Genomic DNA, 26,195 nt, shown 5'->3' on the forward strand with positions numbered 1-26,195 from the left:
CTCAAAGCACCATTTTTCTAACTCGCACCTTGATTGAGTAACCAATAGCTCACCGGATTATCCGGACACTGATATGGCCCACACTCTACAAACGTAGCAATAGCATTCAATGCCACCACCACGATTGCTAATAAACACACAATCCGTCCAAAGTTACTCATTTTGTAAGGTTCGTGAGACTTGGCCTTATTGGTTAGTATCAAAATCACGGCAACACCCAATATGGTTGCAGCGAACAATACAAAGGCCCAAGTGTAATAATGCATCCCCAAAATAGGGCTACCGTAACCAGGAGTGCCCGGAATCACGTGTAGGGAAACTTGTCTTAACGATGTGGCCACACCATACAAAGCGCCAATCAGAATGACACCATAGTGACGAGATTGAGGCCCATAAACCACATTCAGCATGAAGCCAAACGCCACCATCACAAAGCCAATGCGCTGCAACAAACACAGAGGACAAGGAAGTTCATTGAGGACAAACTGAAGAATAAAGCCGATCAACAAAACGGCTGTCATACCCAGTAAGCCAAGCGTATTCAGAAGAGTTAACTGATTTCGATTCATGTTAGCTCCTTACAATAAGATCGACAGAGGGTCAGTCGCATGGTGATTAAACCAATACAAACCAAGGATCACTGAGCCAGCGAAAAAGCCATACGCGGCGGTCTTCTTGCCGAAAAACCCGCACACCATCGCCACAAGTAATAACAAAAACAGTAAAGACATCATAAGGGGCATCCCCTCCTTACTTATCGAGTTCAGTCATATTGAACATCACAAAACACCCGCACCTACGTCCTTAGTCATTCAACTTAGGTGAACCAATGGATTACGGATTAAAAATCATCAACTTAATAGTTGTTAGTAACCTCCAAACTGTCAAGTTAGAAGCTACGTTCTGATATCTATTCGAGCTAACCTCCAGAGGTAAACCCAACCCCAATACCGTGCTTTGCTACACTGACATAGCGTGAGATGCTTAATTTGGCTGATATAAAACCGCTCCCATTGTGACTAGGAAGCTTGATGAAAAAACACCGTACTCGACTACTATTGGCCCTTCCCTTTACATGCCTTGTGTCTTCAAACACCAGCTTGGCAAGCTATACCATTGTGCTACCAAGCCAACATGAGAATGGGTTCAACTTACATGGCTCCTCCTTATCAGCCAGAGAGGTGATCGATTGGGAGGTCAACAATAGTGACTTGGTGTTTGGGGCTTACGCCGATAAAAATGATAACGAAAGCGTCAGCGCGATTGGTTATATGTACAACCAAAAATTGGATCTGAATTCAGGAGAATTAGAAAACGAAATTAGAAATGCCGCAGAGCGAAATGGCATTGATTACGAAGATTTTTTCCTACACTTTTCAGAAGACACGATTCTGGCAGAGCCTGATACGAGTCACGGTGCCAATACCACTTTAAATCGCAAACCTATGATTATCGGCTATACCGCTGATGAAAAGCACGCGGGCTTTGCTCTTTATCAACCACCACCTTGGGATGCTGATGTGTTTGAACATTTTGACAAAGGTGGCGCTCTCTACGTTTATCACTCTGAGAAATTCAATCACTTAGCATTTGAATTTTCACACTTTGCACAGGGCGGAGAGTTTCAGATTGAGTATCCATCATCGATGAACGTTGAGGGTAAAGTCACGGCATGGTCTAGCGTCGATATAATGGAAGATAACACAAGCAACATGACCCGAAACCAAGCCGTAAACTGGCGAGTCCCATCTAACTGGGTAAGAACAAATACTCACGATGGAAGTGGCCAGAGTTATGGTGGGGGGCAGTATTTTGGTTCTACGTTTATTCGAGATGGCGGGCGTTTATACGTTGTTAGGGTACGCTGGCAAGGGAACCAAAATGATATTCGCCCTCGCTTAAATCAAGTTCAATTGAAAGACCATTTCCCGAAAATCGAACTCAAAGATCTGCAGACTTCAAAGACAGATTCACAACCACCAAACGAAACCAAGTATTGGCGCAAGATCCGTGGTTTTGACCAGTCAGCCGATCTCAACCAAGACAACTATTTATCACCTTCTGAATATGAAAATAGGAATAAAAAATTGGCTACAGCTCGATTTCGCTGGGAGTCTCGCGTCATTCCTTTCGGCCGAATGTGGAACCAAAACTCATCATGGTCATTGACCAACCTTGCTAACCCAGATCTACTGATGTTGATACGAAACTACTATTCCAAACATTGGGGGCAACAAGGGCTCAATGGCGCCTACAACGACGATACCAACAAACTCCTTGGCAGCAATCAATTTGAGGTTTATTCAGGAGGAACCATTCAAGAGCTTGGTCTTGTCGTAGGGCCTAATGAAGCGGATAAGCAATACAAGACGCACTTCGCAGCCTTTCTCAAACAGTTATCAGCTAACGACGATACTCTTTCAATTGGCCTTAATATTGGAACGGCCAACCTTTATGGCCGAAACGGGCAATCACACTTAATTAACTCAGGAAACCTGTACTTTAGGGAGCACTACTTATTCCCCTCTACAGGCTTTAGTGGTTATGCCGGATTGTCTAAGTTTTGGGATAACTCAGCGTTAGCTAACACTGATTCAAGCGTTATATTCCAAGCCACTACTCGCTATGGGCGCGTTCAATACCTAGGTAACAGCCAAGATAACTGGCAACAAGATCAGTATTCAACCCTCGCTATTTATTACCTCAGCTACCAGCCACAACATAGTTATTTTAACCAGTGGAATAGCAGTTATGTGTATGGCAGTGGCAATACTACCGAAGAGAATTTTTGGAAGAGTGGTGTGCCGAAAAACATCGCTTACCGACCGACACAGCTGCTCAAGGTCGACCTAGGCTTTCCAGCCAACCGGATTCCGAATGAATTAGAGCCCATTCCGTTAATGCTTTCGACCACACACTCAACACCCAGTGACTACACCATTGTCGGCGATTCAACCAAGCATCAAGTTGTGCATGCTGATCTGCCAAACGGTAAGGTTCTGCTGTTACCAACCTATACCTATTTTCTTTATCGTTCGGAAACAAACATCGTAGAGGGAGGCCCTCAAGAGATGGTGCTCGCAAGAGAGTTTGAGCATGGGCGCGTACTTTATCGAACCGATTTCTATGGTAAAAATCGTGACTTCTATTCGGCACCCAAACTCAGTATTCCATTAAACAAGCCAATGAGGCCCGTCGATATGAATGGCAAGGTTGGTGAGTATGTGACAGAAGTTAAGCTTGGGGGGTATCAAGGGCTATTTCTGCTTTATTAGCCCCTTAGCCCCTAGTTCAGGGTATTAGCCATCTTTACGCAACGGAATAAACACTCACCACTTTTCCTTTAAATTATCGGTGACCGTTAGCGGCCTTTTACCATCACACGCGCCTTTCTCAAGGTCGTAGACGGGACTGGCTCCATGACTGCTCCACCGATGATCTTCCCTCGCTATTTTTCGATATTGCGTCGGCGTGACGCCAATGTACGTTTGGAAAGTTTCATAGAATCGGCTACTCGAATTGAAGCCCACCGTGAGTGAAATATCGAGAATGGTTCTGTCGGTATCACTCAGTAAAGCACGAGCATGATTGATGCGCATCGCAGTAATGTACTGCTTGATGGTCATCTGCATCGTTCGTTGAAATACGTTCATTGCATAGTTGGCATGTAATCCAATATGTTCTGCGATATCTTTCACGGTTAATGGTTGGTTATGATGCGTGGCGATGTATTCCAACATTTGGCTTACATAGAATTGGGAGTGTTTCGACACCCCTTTTGAAGTCGATTTTTCCTGTCGATTTACGAGCAGTTGTTGCCAACCATCAAGGCAGATTCGCTTAAGCATCAAGCCAATTTCATCGATCGCCAACTGCTGGCGACTTTCTGACGAATGCTTTATCTCTTGTACCCAACGGGCAATTTCAAATTCACTCACTAACGAACAAGAATTCGATTGCAACACACTGCCGTGAGTTACCTGATTGACTAAATCCCGACTGAGAGTCCACGACATAAAATGGTGAATCGGTATGTTGATGATCCCCATATTATGGCTTTGGCCGGGATTGGTGAGTCGATGAGGTACCGATGCCCAAAACAAGCCAATCGATCCACTCTTAACCACGATTGGGCTGCCGTTAATGATGTATTCCACATCGTCCCCAAAAGGAATATTCACCTCAATTTGACCATGCCAATGATAGCCGGGCATGGAGTGAGGAGCTCTAAGTTCGATATCAATTTTCTCATAGGACGAATAGAGAGAAAGCGGGCTTACCGACACGGTCTCGGATGAGTACTTATCTAAAGTGATAATTCTCAGCGCATCAGGGGTTGATTGCGGCATATCTCGTTCCTTAGGAAATCGTATAAATGACTTTTAGCAATTCCTCGATAATAAAACTCTGAAGGCGATCATAGTGCCGAAATACCCCATTTCATAAGATCAGCACAATGTGATTAGAGTCAGCATCTTAAGTGAAAAACTCGCTTCATTGCACAACCCCTCTCCTCAAAAGCCAGTAAGTTATCCCATTTCCTAAGATTTCCATTCAATGATTTAAAAATATTAGAAAACGGGAGAGCTATTTGATTATCTGAGACGAATCGACGTGGGTTCTAGGTGTACTTTGTCTGTATCAACAAAGAACTCAGAGAGATAAAGGATTCCACTATGCAAAGCCCTAAGATCACATTCATCGGCGCAGGATCAACCATTTTTGTTAAGAACATTCTTGGTGACGTTTTCCATCGTTCTGCACTACAAAACGCTCATGTCGCCTTGATGGATATTGATGAGACCCGATTAGAAGAGTCACACCTAGTCGTCAGTAAACTCATGGAATCATCAGGTGCTACTGGCTCTATTTCGTGTCACTTAAATCAAAAAGAGGCACTACAAGATGCAGACTTCGTTGTCATCGCTTTTCAAATCGGCGGTTATGAACCTTGTACGGTCACGGATTTCGAGGTGTGTAAACGCCATGGCCTGGAACAAACCATCGCAGACACACTAGGCCCAGGCGGTATTATGCGTTCGCTACGCACGGTCCCGCACCTTTGGAGCGTGTGTGAAGATATGACCGAGGTTTGTCCGAACGCCACTATGCTCAACTACGTCAACCCTATGGCGATGAACACGTGGGCGATGTACGAGAAATACCCGCACATCAAACAAGTCGGTTTATGCCACTCAGTACAAGGCACAGCAGAAGAATTAGCGCGCGACCTGGACTTAGATTATTCAGATCTTCGCTATACCTGCGCTGGCATCAACCACATGGCTTACTACCTCACTCTTGAGAAGAAAACAGAAAGTGGTCAATACATCGATATTTATCCAGATCTACTTGAAGCTTTTGAGAGTGGGCAAGCGCCTAAACCGGGTATTTATCACAATGGTCGCTGTACCAACTTAGTTCGCTATGAGATGTTTAAGAAGCTTGGCTACTTTGTGACTGAGTCTTCTGAACATTTTTCGGAATACACCCCCTACTTTATCAAGCCGAATCGCCCAGATTTAATTGAACGTTATAAAGTGCCACTTGATGAGTACCCGAAGCGCTGTGTCGAGCAAATAGCCGATTGGAAACGCGACCTTCAAGAACTCAAAACAGCTGACAAAATTACCGTTGATGAGTCTCATGAGTACGCCAGCACCATCATGAATTCTATCTGGACAGGCACTCCAAGCGTCATTTACGGCAACGTAAAGAATGAAGCATTGATCGACAACTTACCGCAGGGCTGCTGTGTTGAGGTCGCTTGTTTAGTTGATGCGAATGGTGTGCAACCGATCAAAGCTGGTCGCCTACCTAACCACTTAGCCGCGTTAATGCAGACCAACATCAACGTACAAACTCTATTGACTGAAGCCATTCTGACCGAGAATCGCGACCGTATTTATCATGCTGCGATGCTGGACCCACATACAGCCGCTGTACTTGGAATAGAAGAAATCTACGCGCTGGTCGACGACTTGATTGAGGCTCATGAGGGTTGGTTACCAGAGTGGGTTAACAAGTAATTTCATACTAATAAAAAAATACAATAACGTGAATATTAGCGCCTCCTCACAGAGGAGGCGTAAGGAGTGGCAATGAGTATCTCTATGAATACCAAGCTAAGTTATGGCTTTGGGGCGTTTGGTAAAGACTTCGCAATCACCATCGTCTATATGTACCTAATGTTTTACTACACGGATGTAGTCGGTATTTCTGCCGCTACCGTCGGAACCATCTTCCTCGTCGCCCGTATTTGGGATGCGGTCAACGACCCAATCATGGGCTGGTTGGTCAACAATACGCGCACCCGTTGGGGCAAATTCAAACCTTGGATTTTAATTGGCACGCTCGCCAACTCTGTCGTGCTACTCATGGTGTTTAGTGCGCATTACATCGAAGGCCCTTGGCTCATCGCCTACGCCGCTGTCACTTATATTTTGTGGGGCATGACTTACACACTAATGGATATTCCTTTTTGGTCGTTAGTCCCAACACTCACCTTAGATAAGCGCGAACGCGAAGAGTTAGTCCCATATCCTCGCTTCTTTGCGAGCCTCGCGTGGATAGTAACCGCTGCCATTGCAATGCCCTTCGTCAACTATGTAGGTGGTGACGACAAGGGGTTTGGGTTTCAAATATTTACGTTACTGTTGATTGCCTGTTTCTTAGTCTCGACGTTTATCACCCTGCGTAATGTCAAAGAACGCTATTCAACCGCGAACCTCGACGCCACACATCCGGAAGAAAAAGTATCACTGAAAAAGCTACTGTCACTTATCTACAAAAACGACCAATTGACCAGCGTTCTATGCATGGCACTGTCTTACAATTTGGCGACCAACATCATCACAGCCTTCGCGGTCTACTATTTCACTTATGTTGTAGGCAACGAAGAGTTGTTCCCTTACTACATGGCTTATGCAGGCATCGCAAACCTCATCACACTGGTGTTGTTTCCTAAACTCGCAAAAATGTTCTCACGCCGTACTCTATGGGCTTGTGCTTCCACTTTCCCTATTTTAGGCAGTGCTGTTCTTATCTATGTTGGCATGTACGACAAACAAAGCATTTTGTTGATTTCAACGGCGGGTGTATTCCTACAAATCGGTACCGCTTTATTCTGGGTTCTTAACGTCATTATGGTGGCAGACACCGTCGACTATGGTGAATTTAAACTAGGCTCTCGTTGTGAAAGCATTGCTTACTCTGTGCAAACCTTAGTCGTAAAAGCAGGCTCTGCATTTGCCGCTTTCTTCATCGGTATCTCGCTCACTGCCGTCGACTATGTACCTAATGTAGTGCAAAGCCCTGAAACCGTATTTGGCATGCAATGCATCATGGTCGGCCTACCTGCTTTCTTCTTTGCCATTGCATTAATCATCTACTTCCGCTTCTACAAGCTGAACGGCGCGTATCACCAAAAAATTCAAGATCACCTCACTGAAAAGTATGACCACATCACCAACGATGGTTCAGAAAATCACAAACCAACAGAACCAGTACAGGCTGTGTAAACGAGAAAATAAACATTTATCGTTGAAAAACAGGCCCTAAAAACAACAAAGCCTAGCGAGGGATCGCTAGGCTTTTTCAATTAGAAACACATATGAATTCTCATTGAAGACGATAAAGGCGAAGGCGCCCTTACTTCAATGGGTCATTATCAGGCAATGCTTTGTGAATCCATAGCGCCAAACGTTTTTTAATGTTGGCACCATCAAGCTTATCGTCAGGTAACGGTGTGATCTGATTAACCTCTACAAGGAACAAATACACCGCTTTAACCTTTATCGGTTGGGATGAATGTGGCAAATCAAAACCTTGTAGTTTTGCCATCTTAAAACCGACCTCAACTGCTTTTTTTACCAGCTTATCTTCATTAATGATCTTCGCGGTTTTCGACATATCATCTCCATCATCTTCATCGAATAAGCGTTGAGTATATCAAACAGAAAAATTCGAAAGATTACTTCGTTCTCAGTTTGAGGGGTCGCTTTGATAAATAACAAAAAGGGATAATAGGCTAGAAACCTGCTTGTAGCTTGCGTGACATTTATAAGAGGAATAGGAGTAAGCAACCAGCCTCTTAACAGAAGGCTCAATAAATGAGACATTCAGTCAAGAAAGTGAAAATCGAATAATATTTGACTTACTATTCTAAAGAATACGGAATTCTATAGTTGTCATTTAGACGAGAAATATTCTTTAAAAGAAAATAAACCTCTGTTATTTAATCAGTTTTATACTAGAACGACCCAGATCATATTTACAGTCACCTGCAACTAAAACTTATTTACAAAACACTCATTAAGCAAATAGAATAAAACCACTAATTTTATACTGGTGTTAAAAATGCGTTACCTATGGGCTTCATTTTGTCATAAGAATCCAATCGTCGGACGAATCGTTCATATCCTTGTTATGTTAGTAGCGTTAGCCTCTATCGTTATCCCATTGATCTCAAAAGATGCAACAACAATCTTAGTTTCACTGGGTGTTGCTCTAGTATGTTTTGTGTTGTTTGCCTTCTTTGCGCTTGCCGATAAAATGCGCTCAGGTATGCACTAATCAGCTCAATATTCGCCAAGCATTCTCTTTTCTAAACTTCATTATAAAATGCATGCGACCAAGTACGGAAAAGCCCAAAGTTATTAGCTTTGGGCTTTTCTTCTATAGCCTGCAGTTGGAAATTACAGCTATCAATCGGGCATGACCACAATACCCATGGTTTCAAGCAGTTGCTCTTGCTGCCAAGCGACAATTTTAATCCCCGATGTGTCTACCTTGCGAGGATCTAACCCTTCTAATTCAGCATGACACAAGTTAGCCCCCTGCATACTGAATTGCCCCCATACATCTTCCGAGAACACACCCCGGCTGAGGTCAGACTCTTTCAGTGATGCGCCACCAAGGTAAGTGCCTATCCAACGGTTCTCAAACAGCTCGCACTTCTCTAAACAAGCTTGTTCAAAATTGGCGTATGACAGGTTACAGCCCGTAATATAAGCTGAGCAAAAGTACATTCTATTGCTTACCTGATTAGCAAAGTTAGCACGAGTGAAGTTCGCCCCTTTCAAATCGCATTCACGTAGCTCAATACCATAGCAATTCGCGTTACTAAAATTCGCCATCGCCAACTGGCAATTCTGGAAGCTTGCATCTCGTAAGTCGGCAATATCAAAGTGGCATCCCTCAATATCGCCTTGCTCAATAAATTTACAGTTAATGAACGTTGCATCACGTAAGTTCGAACGTCTGAAATCACAACGGATAAACGTGCAGGCTGTAAATGTAAGCTCTGATAAATCTTGCTGAGCAAAACTGTGCTGATGATAAGTGCTGTTATTGGTGTCCATTTAGCCCCCTAAAGAAATTAAGCTAAGACTACCATTGCGATCTCAAGAAAACACCAAATTAAAAACCAACAAAAACAGCAACTTAAAACACCCTGATTTAGCCATTTTAAGGCACCAAACAAGCCCTTTAAGGTTGTTATTTTCGATTTATAGGATGTGCTTATCTTGAAAAAAGTTTTGTCGCTTAGAAGTGCCAATAAGAGAAAATGTTACTTTGACGAAACGAGTCAATTATTGACCGCGTCCTAACGCGCTAGACTGGACGGTTGGTATGTTGCTCGTTACACTATTCCTCATTCTCAGCATAAAGAGTAAGAACAATGAAAGACATGCGACAAGCTATGCTCGATGCAGGGTTTAGCCTTATTAATGAACACGGGTTTGCTGGTGTTGGCCTGATGAAAATCATCAACCAAGCGGAAGGCACGAAGGGTTCTTTTTACCATTACTTCAAATCCAAAGAACACTTTGGTGAGATCCTTCTTACTAACTACTTTGATGAGCATCTCGCTAAGCTAGATGACTTTTTAAGTGATGAGTCGCTTTCTCGTCGGGACCGCGTAAAAGCCTATTTCGAGTTTTGGTGTGCATCGAAACTGACTGAAGACTTCAATATCCAATGTCTTGTCGTAAAACTGGCGGGAGAAGTATCTGGGTCTGCTAACCCGCTACAGTCCACAATGGCAATAGGCGCAGAAAAGATCATCCTGCGTATGGCGAAGCTATTTGAAGAAGGCAATGAGACCGGTGATTTCACGATCGCAGAGCCCGAATCGCTGTCTCGAATGCTTTATGGTCTATGGCTAGGCTCAACGCTCATGGCCGCCATGCAGCGTAACCGTTCGATTCTAAACAATGCCATGGAAGAGACTCTTCTCGCCATGAACCCAGCCCAAGAATCGGCTGACTAGATACCCGTTACCAAATACCAAAAGGCTCGCATAATTTATGTGAGCCTTCTGTCTTACTGTAAACATTGATTAAATCGATTCACGCTTACTCCCTCACCCCAGACGAGACGGAATATTATTAGCTTTGAGTAAGCCCTTAATAACAGGGTCGATATGCTTGAAGAAGCTCAGCCATCCTTCACAGAGATAATTTAACCCAGCCTCACCATCTCGACTTTTGATGATGCGGTTTTTAGGGCACTCGCCATGGCATGCAAATTTAAACTCACAGGCTTGGCATTGTTTCGGCAGAGACTTCTGTTTGGCGAACCCAAAACGCTGCTGCTTTGGCGAGAAGGCTAAAGTTGAAAGTGCTTGTTCCTGAATGTTACCCAACTGAAATTCAGGAAAAACATAATGGTCACATGAATAGACATCACCATTCGGTTCAACCGCGAGCCCTTTCCCGCAAATCTCACTCAATGTGCACATCGTGCTTTCTTTCCCCATCCACACACCAAAGAAGTTTTCAAAATAAGGCACGAGCACCTGACCAAAATCATGTTGGTACCATTCATCAAAAATCGTAGAGAGAAACTCTCCCCATTGTGCTGATTCAACACTCCACGGCTCTAGATCGCCTGAAACAGGAATGATCGCCTTCTGGTTGGTGAGCCATTTGTTGTTGGTATGAGCAGCACGCTTATCGACCACAGGAATAAACTGCAATTGCTTCGAACCCACTTCATCACGCAGAAAGCGATAGACCTCTAATGGATATTTTCCTGTCACATCATTCACGCAGCTTAGGGTCGCGAACTCGACATCATGCTGCTTCAAGTAGCGAATGCCACGCATTGTTTGAGAAAAAGTACCTTTGCCTGCACGGTTGGTTCGGTAGTGATTGTGTAAGTGCTCTGGGCCGTCAATGCTCACACCAATGATAAAGTCATTCTTTTTAAAGAACTCACACCACGCATCATTCAGTAACGTACCGTTGGTTTGAAGGTCATTGCTGATCTTGCTGTAGCTAGGACAATATTTTTTCTGCAGATCGACGACTTTTTGAAAGTACTCAACCCCCAACAAGGTAGGCTCTCCACCGTGCCAAGAAAAGATGATTTCATGCGTATTCTGCCCTTCTATGTACTGCTTGATATAACGCTCTAACAGAACTTCATCCATCGTATATTGAGAGCCTTTTGGGTATTCAAGCAGCTGTTGTTTTTCTAAATAATAACAGTAGGTGCAACTGATATTACACACCGCACCTATCGGTTTTGCTAAGGCCTGAAGTTTGCTGTGCGCCTTGCCATTGAACTGCGGAACTGAACTCAGATTTGATAGCGATAATGTCGTCATGAAGAGTGCCTCGATGTAAAAGTTATTGTATTAGCCAAAACAATTCGTAATTCCTTTACACGGTGTTCATCGGCCAACCAAGCTTGATGGCATTAGGTTGGCCGAGTGGTTTTTTTCCTCTATTTCACGTTTTCAAACGGGTTCCACGCTTCGTCAACTGGGACGATATTTTGCGCTTTTTCGTATTCTTGATATTCAGCGACCATTTCAAGGAACAGATCTGGCATTTCATTTCTCAAGTCATGTTGCTCAGCTGGATCTTTCTTGGTGTTGTATAAGTGCCACTCACTGTCACCGCCCATTCCCGTAGAAATTCGGATGATCTTGTAATCACCTTTAAGCAAAATCCCGCTACCAAACAATTCAAATGGAATCGCATTGTTGGCACTGTGCACATCTGCCGTTTCCCCTTTGAAGTAAGGCAACAAGCTCACACCACTCATCGGCGCCACTTCTCGACCTTGATATTCCGTTCCTGGATGATCGACCTCTGCAATCTCAAGAATCGTGGCTGCAATGTCCTTCACTTGGGATAAGTCGTCTGTCTGAGTTCCCGGTTGCAACGCATCTTCAGCGGCTAAAAGCGCTTTGGCTGGCTTAACGATAAATGGCACACGGATACCGCCCTCTGCTGTGTAAGCTTTGTACCAAGATAGGCCGCCAGTTGAAGCGCTTGCCCACTCAGGACCAAGTGACACACTGGAGTTCGCCTTACCTAAGTTTTCAGTCGAATTATCGAAATGATGAGCAGTCCACGTTCGGATCAAATCACTGATATTTTCACCGGTAATATCCGCCGCTTCTGGGCCGTTATCCGCTAGGTACATAATGTAAGTATTATCGTATTCCCCGATTTCTTTCAGGTAATCGACTATCTGACCGACTTGTTGGTCCTGCATTTCCATCATGCCCATCGCGACAGCCATTTTCTTGCCGTACCACTTTTGTTCTTTCTCAGAAAGCGAGTCCCAAGGGCGGCTTAATGCGTTACGATCTGAAATATCGGCGTCTTTTGGAATCACGCCCATCTCTTTCATGCGTTGGAAACGATCTTCTCGAACCGAGTCCCAACCATGTTCAACGTAGTAATCGACTTTATCTTGATAAGCAGACTCAGGTGCTTGCAGTGGCAGATGAATACCGGTGAATGGGACGTAGGCAAAGAAAGGTTTGCCGTCGTCTTTCTTGCTGTCGATCATCTTGATGATCTCGTTAGTGTAAACTTGGTCTGAGTACTCGCCTTTGTACTTATCCTCAACCACTTCACCGTTGCGGTAAGTTGGCTCAACTTCAACACCGGGAATATCGCCTTTTTGCAACGCATCCGCTGTCGCAGCGTTTTTGGCCGGGAACATCATATCTCGATTAAAGTGATTCGAGCCGCCCGCTAAGATACCGTAACTCTCACCAAAACCTCGATCGTCAGGTAAGAAGCCATCGTCGTGCCCCAAGTGCCATTTACCAGAGAGGTAAGTGTTATAGCCGCTCTCTTCAAGCAGCGTGGCGACCGTAACCCCTTTCTTGGTGAGGTAACCTTCATAACCCGGCTTGCCAATCGCACCCGGATAGACAGCATAGTCGAAGGTGCCTAGCCCAACCTCGTGGCTATTTGCTCCGGTTAACATCATAGAGCGCGTTACCGATGAGGTTGGTGACGCGTGAAAGTTAGTAAACTTAACCCCCTCTTCCGCCAGCGCCATTAGGTTTGGTGTATTGGCTTCTGAGCCATAAGGCTGAGTATCGGCAAAGCCCACATCATCGCCAACAATGACAACAATATTCGGTTTTTCTGATTCTGCGGCCAGAGCAGCACTGCTTGCCGCGGCCATTGCAGTGAAGACTAACGATTTCTTGAATGTCTGCATAAGACGTTCTCCAATTTCTGTGATTAACTTGTTTCAGTAATTAACTTTTCTGCGAGTAACTTTTTCTGTGATTAACTTTTTCTGAGGTTAACCTTTCTGTGATTAACCTGAGTTAGGATTTGAATTAATGCGCGGCTTGCGACATCCAATGTAATAAGTCGAGCGCGGGGTCATACTCTTGATCTGCTGCCATGCCAATCCAGGTGACAGCCTCCACTTGGCTGGCTTGAACGCCACTTCCAGAGATATACATCAACCCAAGCTGTGTTTGAGCTTCAGGGCTACCGTTATTGGCTGCGGTGACGAACCACTCCGCGGCTTTTTCATCATTCTGATCTACGCCCTCTCCGCTCAGATATAAGTAAGCGACAGAGAGCTGGGCATCCAATTGCCCTTGGTAAGCTTCATCCAACAGTTGCACGACGTCTTGATGCTGCTGCGCTTTCGCCATTGTTGCTTCATTCTCAAAGCTCTCGCTTCCAAAGCTTGCCTTGGCAAAAAACAGAACAACCAAAACACCCGCCAAAATCACGGTAGTTAAACGTTTATTGAGCATTTATTTCCTCCTCGGGAATAAAGTTCACAACGTCCCTGTTGAATGAATTAGGTGAAAAGTAGGAATGGCGCGATGATGCACAAGCTTGATAGCAATACGTTTTCAATTTTCATAATTGGCTCTCGAGTAATGATTGTTGAGTGAATCATCGACTGAATTAAATGGTCATAACATTCAGTCGATTAAGACAGAGACTTAAATCGCTTTCTCTATGATGGTTTCAATCGTCTGTTTCGAGATTGGGTAGAACTGAAAACAGATGTCTTTTTCAATCGTTTCTGCAATGTTGATCTTCTCTTGGTCATCAAACTTCCAGCTGCTGAAACGCTTCATCGCACCCACACTAGTTTGGAAGTTATTTAAGAAATCCAACACGCGTAGGTAAATCATTTCATCGGTTCCCGTGCTGTCGACAGAGAATGCTTGAGCTAACTTCGCCGCATTCGGCATGTAGAACTCTGGCAGTGCTTCAATCACAACCGGCATTAATACCGTGTTGGCATCACCATGTGGAATGTGGCTAATCGCACCAAAAGCGTGAGCGCAGTTATGAATCGGAATCCCGCCCAAAGACGAATAAAATGCAGAGATCGCCATAGTGCTCGCTTGAAGAAGGTTGCCGCGCGCGGTTAGGTTTTCTGGTTCTTTCAATGCCAAGGGTAAGTTTTCAACAATCAGTTTTGCAGCCTGAATGCCGTAAGCGTCGGTGAATGCATTACTCATTGGAGAAACAATCGCTTCAACAGCGTGTGTTAGCGCATCCATGGCGGTAGAACGAGTCAGGTGAGCTGGCAGCTTAGTGGTCACCGTTGGATCAAGGATTGCGATATCGGCTTCCAGTCCAGACGCAACTAGACTTGCCTTAATGTTTTCATGTTCATTGTAAAAAACAGCAATAGGAGAAGCTTCTGCGCCTGTGCCAGCCGTTGTCGGAACCGCAATGTGGGGCACTCGAATATCTTCATTGTTTGGCCACACATCCATATGACCGCCGCCCGCAATCACCGTACGGATATCATCTATCTGTTTATGAAATGCGTATTTCACACCTTTAGAAGCATCAATCACACTGCCACCACCAACAGACAAGATCGCATCAGCATTGACGCTGTTTGCAAACTCAATGGCAGCGTTGATGTTGTCGCAAGTCGCGTCTGGCGCGATATCGGTGTACACACCAACAAGCTGAACCGCTTGTTCATTACCTGGCTGGTTCACCTTTTCGTTTACAAACAACGCCGAGAACTGCTCAACAAAACCAAGAGACTCCAAGCCTTTATCAGAAAAGAGCACGACTCTTTGCGCACCTAAGCGACCAAAAAGAGAAGGGATATTTTCAATGCCATTCTCTTGAGCATGAACAATGGTTTTAAGTTGAAAGTTAAAATTATTGGTTGTCATGATATTTACCTCATTTCTAGTTGATGACTAAACAATAACCAATACAAACCGGTCGGTCTAGAGTGTTAATGTCAAAGATATGTCAATTAAGATCTTTATGGATCATTGCCCCAAAACGAAAAAAGCCCGCAAATGCGGGCTGTAGTAATAATTGAGTGATCATTGAATAAGTGTCATTGATTCACCATGAGCAACTCATTAACTATTAACTATTAACTATTAACTATTAACGAAGATGAGCTGGCACCTTGCTTTTGTCTCTAGTGAGGTAGTAATACAGGTAAACTAAAGAGTAGACAGTCACAAATCCATCGAGCGCAAATACACCGCTCCAACCATAAAACCACTCATAATCGTTGATACACACGTTGTATAAGAATATGCCCACAAACATCGACTTCTCAAATGCACTGTAAATCATGGTCGAAGTACGCAGCGATTTGTACTTCGCCGAGAACATCAACAACACACCAATACAGCCAACCATGACTCCCCAGTGTTGATAGGTACCCATAAGATACTCTTTGTTCACCATCATCGTATCGTTGTACGAGAACAGCGTTTGCATACTCCAATCAGGCGCAAGGAAAGTAGAGAAAGCGGTTGCGGTTAAGAATCCTGTAACCATCAAATACGCTTTCATCGTTCGTTCAAAAAATCGTTCTAACATAAAAATAACCTCTTAAAATAACGTCGTAAAAATAATTTCTTATAAATAACTTCTTGTAGATAAATTGAGTAATGACAGAAATGATTTACTTGCCAAGCATGCTCATCACTGCGGTCTTTAATTCGTTGTCTTCTTTTGAAAACAGATGCTTAACTCGATGATCTAAGCCTGTTTCCAAGACGGTTTTGGCATGGGAGAAAGTAAGGAAACCTTCTTTGCCGTGATAGTTGCCCTGACCAGATTCACCAATGCCACCAAACGGCGCGTCATCAACCGCTAAATGGAAAACACAGTCATTGATACACATTCCGCCGGAATGAACTTGGTGTTTAACCTGAGCTTGTAAGCTCAAATCAAAGCTCATTAGATAGAGCGCTAACGGCCTTGGTTTGCTATTGATGACTTGGAACGCCTCTTCGATATTGCGATACGTAATCAAGGGTAATAGTGGGCCGAAAATCTCTTCGTTCATCACCTTGGATGACAGGCTTGGTTCAACAATTAGGTGCGTCACCAGTCGTTGGCAATCTAAGTCCATCGCTTCGTCATGGCAAGCGACGGTTCGCGTTCCTGCTTGTTGCTCTTCATTCAACAAGCCGACAATACGATCGCATTGACGAGGATTGATTAGGGACGTCAAACTCTCGGAATAGACCCCTTCATCGAACAGCAATTGGTACTGTTTTTTATACTCTTGAATGAAAGATTCAACTTTCCCTTCAGGTAGCAATACATAGTCAGGAGCCACACACACCTGCCCGTTATTGAGGCTCTTACCATAAATGATTCGCTCAACCGCGATATCAATTGGCATGTCTTCTGCAACGATAACCGGTGACTTACCGCCTAGCTCTAGCGTGACTGGAGTTAGCGTGTCAGCCGCTGACCTCATCACTTGGCGACCCACTTGGGTTGACCCCGTAAACAGAAGATGATCAAACGGCAATGCCGAAAATGCGGCTGCGATTTCTACCTCACCTTCAACCAAGCACACCTCATCGGCATGGAAAACTTCTACCAATAGCGATCTTAATACTTGGTTCGTCGCAGGGGTAAATTCACTCATCTTGATCATGGCGCGATTGCCCGCTGCCAACGCCGAAATAAGCGGGCCGACGGATAACATGATCGGGAAGTTCCACGGAGCAATGATCCCAACAACGCCTTTGGGTTGATAAACCACTTCAACACGAGAGGTTGAAAGCAAAGGGCCGGAATGACGAATCGAAGATGTCGACCAATGAGGTAAACACTCAATGCTGTGATCGATATTTCCGATACAAGGCAATATGTCGGCCATCAAAGTGTCTTGTCGACTGCGGTGACCATAGTCCTCACTCACGGCTAAACACAAACGATCTGTGTAATCGATAAGCGCAGATTTAAGTGCAAGCAACTGCTCAATTCTCACCGATACCGCTGGCATCGGGTTCTGTGCAAAAGCTCCCTGCATGTTGTTCAACGTCATGGTCATTTGTGTTGGCGTCAATTCGTATTTCATACATCACCTCGTGGTTAAGATGAGCACACAATAATACAAATCAGACCGGTCGGTCTATATTTTTATTGTCAGAGAATCGTCAATGCATTTTTTAATACAAATAAATAAGGTGATTACAACGTAGGGTTAAAAACCAGGGAGATTTAAAATAGAAGGACGTAGCGAACAGGCAGTATAACTAGAAACTTTACATGGTGAGATCAAAAATGGCCGCTTAATGCGACCATTTAATAACTATTTAAGTTTTTGTTTTAAATAAATAATTTAAAACTAACGTTAGCTTTTAGCTACGTTTGCAATGCCTTCAAGCTGAAGCACTGGAGCAGCGTCGATGTCTTCTGCATTCATCATTGCTGATACGCGCTGCATCGAAGAAAGCAGTAAGCTTTGCTCCCACGTCTCTAGGTTTTGGAATTTTTTCACGAAGTTATCTTGCAGCGGCGGTGGCGCATTGTTTAGCAACTCTTGACCTTTCTCAGTCAGGTTCGCGTGTACTTTGCGGCGGTCCGATGAACTGCGTACTCGTTGTACATAGCCATTTAACTCTAGGCGGTCGATGATCGTCGTCGTCGTTGCTTGGCTTACATTGGTCTGATTAGACAATTCTTTGATCGTCACATTACCCATTTCTTGGATTGCTCTCATTAAGATTAATTGAGGGCCAGTCAAACCATACTCTTTACTCAGCTTCTTCGAGTGTAAATCGATAGCGCGAATAATTTGGCGAATAGCGACCAGGATTTCGTCATGTTTGTCCAAGATGCAGACCTTTGTACTAATATACTGTGAATGGTTTTACAGTGTCGAAGCGATGAAATGTCTCGAGTGATTACGTCACGCGCGCTCGAATTACACTGTAAATTGATAAATTACTTCATTGATTTTTCCGCATTGTACTGATGTTCATACTATTCTCAATCTTTTCTATACCACTAAACTTGCGTGGTACGGCACTTTTACTTAATGAAGGGGGAATGAAAGCTTCAATGAAGGCAAAAATAATGAATCAGAGAATACAAGTTCAAAGAATAATATATTTTAATAATCATAGAGGTAGAGAGATTTAACCCTCTCCACCCAATAAAAAATCAGCCCTAATCTCCAAGCTGGAAAACGAAATTTTACGCGGCTGTATTCATCTGAAAATTACCCGTAAGCGCGTTGTAAAACTCGCTGTTATCCAAAATCCCTACCAATTGATTGTTTTCAACCAACAGAATTGGGTGGTTACTGATCTGCTTAAGCTTAATCGCATCACGCATACCAATCTCCGGGCTTGTCACTACCACACTAGACGCGTTAATCGCGGTTAGGTCGTCAGACTCGCTCCACTCAACAAGCGCCAAAGTAGATTCACCTTTCACTGATAAAGCACCTTCACTCTGTTCAATCCAGAGATCTTTAGAATCGCAGATCTTCCAGCTTTCATTTTCTTGCGTCAGTGAATCAAGAGGCTGCATTAAAGAGCGACCTTTTAGCACATTCAATGGATTGGTGTGAGCAACGAAGTCTTTTACGTATTCGGTTTTTGGCGTCAACACGATCTCTTCAGGCTTACCGTGTTGAATCAGTTTGCCTGACTCCATGATCGCAATGTTATTGCCAATCTTCAAAGCTTCATCTAGGTCGTGGCTCACGAACAGAATTGTTTTATTGAGTTTGTTTTGCAGCGTGATCAGTTCATCTTGCAGCTGAGCACGAATCAGTGGATCAAGCGCCGAAAACGGTTCATCCATCAACAGAATGTCGGTGTCCATTGCAAACGCACGTGCCAAACCAACACGTTGCTGCATGCCGCCAGAAAGCTCATGTGGAAATTTGGTTTCCCATTCCGCTAGGCCGACCATTTCTAATTGTTCACGCGCTTTTGTACGACGAACATCTTTCGCTACACCCTGCATTTCAAGACCAAACGCCACGTTGTCTAATACGTTAAGCCATGGCATCAAAGCAAACTTTTGGAACACCATGGATACGCGGTGAGTACGAAGATGACGCAGAGTCGCTTCATCACATTGCGCTAAATCGACTTGTTGGTCACCGTCTTTGATTGTCAGTGAGCCACGGCTGATCTCATTCAAGCCGTTAACTGCACGCAGCAAAGATGATTTACCAGAACCAGACAAACCCATCAACACACAAATCTCGCCTTCTTCCACCGTCAGCGACACATTATCTACGCCGACAACTTGACCAGTTTCATCGATGATCTCTTGGCGAGTTTTACATTGGTCGAGTAGCTCAAGCGCTTGTTTCGATTTATTACCAAACACAACATCGAGGTTCTTAATGGTAATCGCGTCCATTGTCTTTTTTTCCTGAGAGTTAGACATGATTAAGCTTCCTTCTGGTTTGGTGTTTTGCACAAGCGGTCAAGGATGATTGCGACTAATACAATCGCTAATCCAGCTTCAAAACCTTGTGAGATGTTCACTGTGTTCAATGCACGAACAACAGGTTTACCAAGTCCGTCAGCACCAACAAGAGCGGCGATAACCACCATCGAAAGCGACAACATAATACATTGAGTTACACCCGCCATAATGCTTGGTAAAGCGGCCGGTAACTCCACCTTCATCAACAATTTCATGCGGCTAGCACCAAACGCTTTACCCGCTTCAATCAACTCTTCAGGCACTTTGGTGACGCCTAAGTAGGTCAAACGAATTGGCGCGGCAATGGCGAAGATGATGGTCGAGATTAAGCCAGGAACGATACCCAAGCCGAATAAAACCAAAGTCGGAATCAGATACACAAACGTTGGAACCGTCTGCATTAAATCAAGAATGGGTCTAAGCACCGTATATAACCAAGGGCGATGCGCGGCCATAATGCCAACTGGAACGCCAATTAATACGGAAATCGTTGTCGCTGCAAACACGAGGACAAAGGTTTCCAGCATTTCTTGCCAGTAGCCAAGGTTTAAAATAGTCAGCAAAGCTGCAACCACGAAAATCACAAGCGAGGGTTTACGGTGTAAGTACCATGCAATCGCCGCGGTCATCACGATTGGTAAAGCCGGTGGCATCCACTTAAATACATCGACTAAAAACATAATGACGGTTTCTAAAAAGATAGAAATAGCATCAAAAAAGCCTGCTGCATTGATTGTTAGCCAATCAACACCCGCTTCCATCCATTGTCCGACAGGGATTTTGTTTTCCGTAATAAAATTCACAATATTGCCTTTTATTATGGGTGGGCTACTTCAAACCAATCGATAAATTGGCAAGCCCACCTTTATTATTTATGTAGCTGTTGAGATAGGTAGAACTAAGCTTTAACTTGTTTTAGGTATTCAGTAACGGCTTGAGTCGCTGATTCGCCTTTATGTGTTTTTACATTGTCTAACCAAGCTTCAACTTGTTGAGAATTGTTGATCAACCATTGTTGAGCGGCTTTTTCTGGCTTAGTTTTCTGGTTAAGAATCTCTTCCATCAACTGGTTTTCCATCTCTAGAGTGAACTCTAGGTTTTGCAGAAGCTGACCCACGTTTGAACACTCTGACAGATAGTTTGAGCGAACATTGGTGTAGACATTCGCGCCACCGTAGTTAGGACCAAAGAAGTCATCACCACCAGAAAGGTATTCCATTTCAACATTACTGTTCATTGGGTGTGGTGCCCAACCAAGGTAAACAATCCACTGGCTACGACGAGCAGCGCGAGATACTTGCGATACCATGCCCGCTTCACTTGATTCCACTAGGCTGAAATCTTTCAAGCCAAACGCGTCAGAATCAATCATTGATTGAATTAAGCGGTTACCGTCGTTACCCGGCTCGATGCCGTAGATGCGGTCTTTAAATTTGTCTGCATGTTTTGCTAGGTCTGCGAAGCTTTTTACGCCAGAGTCGTACACATATTTGGGTACAGCTAGTGTGTATTTTGCGCCTTCAAGGTTGGCACGAACGGTTTCAACCGTGCCCGCTTCACGGTACTTAGCAATATCGCCTTCCATGGTTGGCATCCAGTTACCTAGGAATACATCAATATCGCCGTTCGCCATTGAAGAGTAAGTCACCGGTACTGAAAGTAGGTCGGTTTTGGTTTTGTAACCAAGGCCTTTTAAGAGTTCAGAAGTAACGGCAGTTGTTGCGGTAATGTCTGTCCAACCTACATCAGCGAAACGTACGTTTTCGCACTGTTGTGGTTCAATAGAAGCGTTAGCACCAAATGCAAATGAACTGATGGCTAGTGCTGTTAACGTTTTCGTGGTCACGTTCTGAATATTTAGAGTCGTCATAATGGTTCCTTTTTATCTTTCCTTTTGCTGCTCGATATCAACACCGATAGAGAGCAGTTCTTCTGACTTTTGACTAATTTTTGTTGCTACTTTTTTGTTTTTTTTCAACCAGTAACAGAGATTTACGCTTCTCTTACTGGTTTATTTATTCTTTGTTTCTCTTCCCACTCAGGTGCAATCCACACTGGAGCGTCTTGTTCTTTAAGCATTGGCTTACCAAGAATCAAGTCCGAAGCTCGCTCAGCAACCATGATGGTCGGGGCATTCAAGTTGCCGTTTGGAATAACAGGGAAAACAGAGGAGTCGACCACGCGCAGATTATCAATGCCGCGAACACGACACTCTTCATCAAGCACCGCCATTGGGTCGTTATCTGAACCCATTTTGCAGCCACAAGAAGGGTGATATGCACTTTCAACGTTCTGCTTAACCCATTCATCAATCGCTTCATCAGAAGTAATGTTTAGACCCGGCTGAATCTCTTTGCCTCGGTACACATCCATCGCAGGTTGAGACAAAATCTCACGCGTCAGACGAATACAATCGCGCCAATCTTGGCGATCTTGTTCAGTCGAGATGTAGTTGAAAATGATCTCTGGCTTGGCATGCGGATCAGCAGAAGTGATCGCAACCGTACCGCGACTCTCTGGTTTGTTAGGCCCAACGTGTACTTGGAAACCGTGACCATCAAAGGCCGCTTGTCCGTCGTAACGCATCGCTGCTGGCAGGAAGTGATATTGAATGTTTGGCCACTTCAATCCTTTGCGAGAACGAATGAACGCGCACGATTCAAAGTGGTTAGTGGCGCCAAGGCCTTTGCGAGTCAAAATCCATTCCGCGCCAATCATGCCCTTGCTGACCAAGCCAAGCTTGCTGTTGAGCGTGATGGGTTCGTTGCAGTGATATTGGAAGTACACTTCTAGGTGATCTTGAAGGTTTTCACCGACGCCATTCAGCTCGTGTTTAAGCTCAACGCCTGCCTTTTCAAGCACGGCTTTCGGGCCGATACCAGAAAGCTGCAGCAGTTGAACAGAACCGATAGAACCCGCAGAAGAGATCACTTCTTTGTTCGCCACAGCCACTTGAGTATTGCCTGACTTTTCAAACTCGACACCGACTGCTTTCAGACCTGATTGGCCTTTTGATGACTGGTCTTCTACGACGAGTGCTTCAAGTAAGAAACGGCGCGCCACGATGCCCTTCTTCAAGGTCAGATTTGAACGCTTCAATGCTCGACGTAGATAAGCGTTAGAGGTTGAGGCTCTAACACCCTTATCTACCGTCATATGCATGGTGCCGAAGCCTTCTTGCTGGTAGCCGTTATAATCTTGTGTTTCTGGGTAACCAGCGTCTTTACCTGCATCAATGAATGCTTGGTAAAGCGGATTAAGCTCCATATCGTTACCGTTACAAGTGCCGACTGGGCCATTGTCGCCACGGTATTGATCGCCACCTTTATTCCATGATTCAGCACGGCGGAAATAAGGCAGACATGCTTGGTAGTTCCAACCCGCAGCACCCTCTTCTTCCCACTGGTCGAAGTCACAAGCATGACCACGCACGTAAACCATGCCATTGATTGATGAGCTACCACCTAACACTTTGCCGCGTGGGCAGTGCAGTTCGCGTCCATCAAGGCCTGGTTCTTGTTGAGTCTCAAACTGCCATGCGTACTTTTCGGTATTCATCGGGTAAGAAAGCGCCGTTGGCATTTGGATAAAAATACTCTTATCCGTACCACCAGCTTCCAGTAATAAAACGCTATGTTCACCGCTTTCCGTTAGCCTATCCGCTAACACACAGCCGGCCGAACCCGCGCCGACGATAATATAATCGTAGCGTTGTTCCATATTTTAAGTTCCCTGAGATGAGTCAGTGAGGCTAACTCTTTTAAGCTAGCCAGTTGAATTAAGTGTTACGCGTTAGGCATAAGGGCTGGCGTAGTCGCCTAGCTCAATAAGAATGCTCTTAGTTTGCGTATAGTGGAGTAGAGTTTCTGGGCCATTTTCACGACCAACACCCGAAAGCTTGTAGCCACCAACAGGCATTTCTGCAGGTGAGTCACCCCACGTATTAACCCAACAAATACCAGCCTGCATTTGATGGATCACGCGGTGAGCACGAGAAAGATTTTGCGTGAACACGCCAGCCGCAAGGCCATATTTGGTGTCGTTAGCACGGCGAATCACGTCGTCTTCATCGCTGAATTTTAGAACCGACATTACAGGGCCAAAGATCTCTTGTTGAACGTGTGGCATGTTGTCTTCGCAGTCCACAAACACGGTTGGGATAACAAAGTTGCCGTTCGCTAGCCCGTTGTCAGTCACTTGATAACCGCCAGTCAGCAATGTTGCGCCAGACTGTTTTGCTAGCTCAATCGCTTCGAGAACTTTTGAAAGATGTTCTTTAGAAATCAACGCACCAATTTGAGTCTCCATGTCCATTGGGTCACCAATGATCAGCTTTTCAGTGCGTGTTTTAAGTTGGTCGATAAAATCGTTGTAGATGTTTTCGTGTACATAAACACGAGTACCATTAGTACACACTTCACCTTGGGTGTAGAAGTTTGCGACCATCGAAGCGGAAACCGCATCATCCAATTTGGCATCATCAAACACAATCATTGGTGATTTGCCACCAAGTTCCATGGTGACCGATTTAAGCGTCTTAGCACTATCTGCCATTACTGCTTTACCCGTACCCGTTTCACCTGTGAAAGACACTTTAGCGATGTCAGGATGAGCCGTTAGCATTTGACCAACACGGTAATCGCCCTGAACCACGTTGAACACGCCATCAGGAAGGCCAGCTTCGGTAAATATCTCAGCAAGCTTAAGCGCAGTTAGCGGGGTTTCTTCGGAAGGTTTGAAAATCATCGCGTTACCCGCAGCCAATGCAGGAGCTGATTTCCACATCGCGATTTGAATCGGGTAGTTCCACGCGCCAATGCCTGCACAGATGCCAAGCGGTTCACGACGAGTGTAGAAGAATTGAGATTCACTAAGGGGTTGTTGATCGCCTTGTAGCGTAGGCGCAAGGCCTGCGAAGTATTCAATCACATCGGCGCCAGATGCCACATCCACTTCAATCGCTTCTTGCAGTGGCTTACCCGTATCAACAACCTCAAGGTTTGCAAGGTCATCATTTCGAGCTCTAAGTATTGCTACCGCTTTCAAAAGAATACGACTGCGTTCCACGGCTGTCATTGCTGACCATACCGCAAATCCACGTTTCGCTGATTCAATAGCGCTATCCACGTCCGCTGAAGAGGCTTGGCCTAGCGTTGCATTAGGCTCGCCGTTTGCTGGGTTGATGCTATCAAAGGTTTCACCAGACGTAGCTTTAACCGCTGCGCCATCAATATATAACGAGTTCATTTCCATTTGAGATTCTGACTTAATTATTGTTATTAGACTCTGCTGGTCTATATGTGAGTGTTTGCCGTTCAGATACTATGATTGCAATGCTACGACCGCGTTCTATGCGGTGTTACACGAGTAGAACGTCAGTTGTTTATCAAGATAATCGTTGATGATGGCGCGAGCCTTTTGAGCATCGATACCTTCAGGGTTTAACGTGCCTCTCAGCCATAACCCATCAATCAGAGAAGCAATCCCGTGAGCAACGAGATCCGCCTGTTCATGATTCAAAATACCTTTCAACTCAAGACGTAAATGCGAAATCAAACGTTTTTCATTCACACGCTGCAGTCTTTTCAGTTGTTGGTCATGCATTGAATAGGACCAAAATGCCAACCATGCCTTCGCGACTTTATTTTCGGCTTGGTAACCTTCGAAATTACCGTCGATGATCGCGTTAATTCTCTGTTGGTGAGCATCAACAGGAAGCGCTTTTAGTGAAGTCGTGATGGTGTTGGATAATTGGCGAAGGATTTCACGCATCGTCTCTTCGAGCAGACCGTGCTTCCCACCAAAATAGTGATTAATGATACCTGTAGACACGCCCGCTTCTTTGCTGATTAACGCAATACTCGCGGCATGCAAACCCACTCGATCAATCACCGTCATGGTGGCTTGAACAAGCTGTGGTTTACGTATGTCAGGCATCCCAACCTTCGGCATTTCTTAGTCCTTTTATTTTATATTGAACGTTCAGTTAAGTATAAAATGACAGAAATTTAATTAGGGTTCAAATGATTATTTAAAACAAACCTGTAACAACACAGCGTTCAAAAACAAAAATAACCCACAAAAACAAAAGGTTAGATATCATTTAGACCACTAATGAAATTAATTAAAGATTTGAGGTGTGATAGTTAATGGTCAAATGTTTTTGCTCAATAAGGATAATATTTAAACAGAAAGATAGATTCTAGAAACAAG

Annotated in this window: 23 protein-coding genes; 5 read left to right on the forward strand and 18 right to left on the reverse strand. The window is 44.5% G+C overall.

The annotated features are described in order from the left end of the window. Positions 1–17 precede the first annotated feature (17 nt). Positions 18–569: a disulfide bond formation protein B gene (locus tag AC3CH4_RS17830; protein ID WP_488544181.1), complete on the reverse strand. Its 552-nt coding sequence runs from the start codon at positions 567–569 to the stop codon at positions 18–20. 9 nt (positions 570–578) lie between these two features. Next, complete coding sequence (locus AC3CH4_RS17835) at positions 579–734, reverse strand: DUF5993 family protein (RefSeq protein ID WP_017075701.1); 156 nt, start codon at positions 732–734, stop codon at positions 579–581. Between the two features lie 297 nt (positions 735–1,031). Here AC3CH4_RS17835 and AC3CH4_RS17840 point away from each other — a divergent pair, with 297 nt between their 5' ends. Then, positions 1,032–3,275 carry a hypothetical protein gene (locus tag AC3CH4_RS17840; RefSeq protein ID WP_488544182.1) on the forward strand — a complete coding sequence of 748 codons (2,244 nt, stop codon included), beginning with the start codon at positions 1,032–1,034 and terminating at the stop codon, positions 3,273–3,275. A gap of 54 nt (positions 3,276–3,329) precedes the next feature. On the opposite strand, the gene melR is transcribed toward AC3CH4_RS17840, so the two are convergent. After that, complete coding sequence (gene melR, locus AC3CH4_RS17845; protein ID WP_054545981.1) at positions 3,330–4,349, reverse strand: transcriptional regulator MelR; 1,020 nt, start codon at positions 4,347–4,349, stop codon at positions 3,330–3,332. A gap of 327 nt (positions 4,350–4,676) precedes the next feature. Between melR and melA the strand changes: the two genes are divergently transcribed. Both melA and melB read left to right on the forward strand, forming a co-directional pair. Next, a complete protein-coding gene (gene melA, locus AC3CH4_RS17850; RefSeq protein WP_114634478.1) occupies positions 4,677–6,029 on the forward strand; it encodes an alpha-glucosidase/alpha-galactosidase in 1,353 nt (450 codons plus the stop codon). A 72-nt stretch (positions 6,030–6,101) separates the two neighbouring features. After that, complete coding sequence (gene melB / locus AC3CH4_RS17855) at positions 6,102–7,520, forward strand: melibiose:sodium transporter MelB (RefSeq protein WP_488544183.1); 1,419 nt, start codon at positions 6,102–6,104, stop codon at positions 7,518–7,520. Between the two features lie 130 nt (positions 7,521–7,650). Here melB and AC3CH4_RS17860 read toward each other — a convergent pair whose 3' ends face one another. Then, the gene (locus AC3CH4_RS17860; RefSeq protein ID WP_004732406.1) at positions 7,651–7,911 is read right to left on the reverse strand and encodes a DUF5062 family protein; all 261 of its coding nucleotides are present in this window, start codon (positions 7,909–7,911) and stop codon (positions 7,651–7,653) included. Positions 7,912–8,358: 447 nt separating this feature from the next. Between AC3CH4_RS17860 and AC3CH4_RS17865 the strand changes: the two genes are divergently transcribed. Continuing rightward, entirely contained in the window at positions 8,359–8,574 is a 216-nt protein-coding gene (locus AC3CH4_RS17865) for a hypothetical protein (RefSeq protein WP_054545984.1), read from the forward strand. A 131-nt stretch (positions 8,575–8,705) separates the two neighbouring features. On the opposite strand, the gene AC3CH4_RS17870 is transcribed toward AC3CH4_RS17865, so the two are convergent. After that, the gene (locus AC3CH4_RS17870; protein WP_054545985.1) at positions 8,706–9,362 is read right to left on the reverse strand and encodes a Qnr family pentapeptide repeat protein; all 657 of its coding nucleotides are present in this window, start codon (positions 9,360–9,362) and stop codon (positions 8,706–8,708) included. 320 nt (positions 9,363–9,682) lie between these two features. Here AC3CH4_RS17870 and AC3CH4_RS17875 point away from each other — a divergent pair, with 320 nt between their 5' ends. After that, positions 9,683–10,273 (forward strand): TetR/AcrR family transcriptional regulator, encoded by a 591-nt coding sequence (locus tag AC3CH4_RS17875; protein ID WP_016799875.1) that lies wholly within the window; start codon positions 9,683–9,685, stop codon positions 10,271–10,273. Positions 10,274–10,366: 93 nt separating this feature from the next. Here AC3CH4_RS17875 and AC3CH4_RS17880 read toward each other — a convergent pair whose 3' ends face one another. The 13 genes from AC3CH4_RS17880 to betI all read right to left on the reverse strand — a co-directional run bounded on the left by AC3CH4_RS17880 (position 10,367) and on the right by betI (position 25,934). Next, complete coding sequence (locus AC3CH4_RS17880) at positions 10,367–11,614, reverse strand: anaerobic sulfatase maturase (protein ID WP_488544184.1); 1,248 nt, start codon at positions 11,612–11,614, stop codon at positions 10,367–10,369. A 119-nt stretch (positions 11,615–11,733) separates the two neighbouring features. Beyond that, positions 11,734–13,479: an arylsulfatase gene (locus tag AC3CH4_RS17885; RefSeq protein WP_488544185.1), complete on the reverse strand. Its 1,746-nt coding sequence runs from the start codon at positions 13,477–13,479 to the stop codon at positions 11,734–11,736. 124 nt (positions 13,480–13,603) lie between these two features. Continuing rightward, positions 13,604–14,035, reverse strand: a complete 432-nt coding sequence (locus tag AC3CH4_RS17890; RefSeq protein ID WP_054545988.1) for a tetratricopeptide repeat protein — start codon at positions 14,033–14,035, stop codon at positions 13,604–13,606. A gap of 195 nt (positions 14,036–14,230) precedes the next feature. After that, complete coding sequence (locus AC3CH4_RS17895) at positions 14,231–15,436, reverse strand: iron-containing alcohol dehydrogenase (protein ID WP_488544186.1); 1,206 nt, start codon at positions 15,434–15,436, stop codon at positions 14,231–14,233. 226 nt (positions 15,437–15,662) lie between these two features. Beyond that, complete coding sequence (locus AC3CH4_RS17900; protein ID WP_004732424.1) at positions 15,663–16,106, reverse strand: hypothetical protein; 444 nt, start codon at positions 16,104–16,106, stop codon at positions 15,663–15,665. A gap of 85 nt (positions 16,107–16,191) precedes the next feature. After that, on the reverse strand, positions 16,192–17,607 hold the full coding sequence (locus AC3CH4_RS17905) for a coniferyl aldehyde dehydrogenase (RefSeq protein WP_488544187.1): 1,416 nt from the start codon (positions 17,605–17,607) through the stop codon (positions 16,192–16,194). A 276-nt stretch (positions 17,608–17,883) separates the two neighbouring features. Further along, a complete protein-coding gene (locus AC3CH4_RS17910) occupies positions 17,884–18,366 on the reverse strand; it encodes a MarR family winged helix-turn-helix transcriptional regulator (protein WP_004732429.1) in 483 nt (160 codons plus the stop codon). A 362-nt stretch (positions 18,367–18,728) separates the two neighbouring features. Further along, the gene (gene choV, locus AC3CH4_RS17915) at positions 18,729–19,940 is read right to left on the reverse strand and encodes a choline ABC transporter ATP-binding protein (RefSeq protein ID WP_488544188.1); all 1,212 of its coding nucleotides are present in this window, start codon (positions 19,938–19,940) and stop codon (positions 18,729–18,731) included. A 2-nt stretch (positions 19,941–19,942) separates the two neighbouring features. After that, positions 19,943–20,785: a choline ABC transporter permease subunit gene (choW, locus tag AC3CH4_RS17920; RefSeq protein WP_009845976.1), complete on the reverse strand. Its 843-nt coding sequence runs from the start codon at positions 20,783–20,785 to the stop codon at positions 19,943–19,945. Between the two features lie 95 nt (positions 20,786–20,880). Further along, the gene (locus tag AC3CH4_RS17925; protein ID WP_017075685.1) at positions 20,881–21,852 is read right to left on the reverse strand and encodes a choline ABC transporter substrate-binding protein; all 972 of its coding nucleotides are present in this window, start codon (positions 21,850–21,852) and stop codon (positions 20,881–20,883) included. Between the two features lie 122 nt (positions 21,853–21,974). Beyond that, on the reverse strand, positions 21,975–23,702 hold the full coding sequence (gene betA, locus AC3CH4_RS17930; protein WP_488544189.1) for a choline dehydrogenase: 1,728 nt from the start codon (positions 23,700–23,702) through the stop codon (positions 21,975–21,977). A 72-nt stretch (positions 23,703–23,774) separates the two neighbouring features. After that, positions 23,775–25,235, reverse strand: a complete 1,461-nt coding sequence (gene betB, locus AC3CH4_RS17935) for a betaine-aldehyde dehydrogenase (protein WP_479277990.1) — start codon at positions 25,233–25,235, stop codon at positions 23,775–23,777. 96 nt (positions 25,236–25,331) lie between these two features. Next, complete coding sequence (betI, locus tag AC3CH4_RS17940; protein ID WP_017075682.1) at positions 25,332–25,934, reverse strand: transcriptional regulator BetI; 603 nt, start codon at positions 25,932–25,934, stop codon at positions 25,332–25,334. Positions 25,935–26,195 lie beyond the last annotated feature (261 nt).

The organism is Vibrio sp. QJM3NY_26, assembly GCF_057786005.1.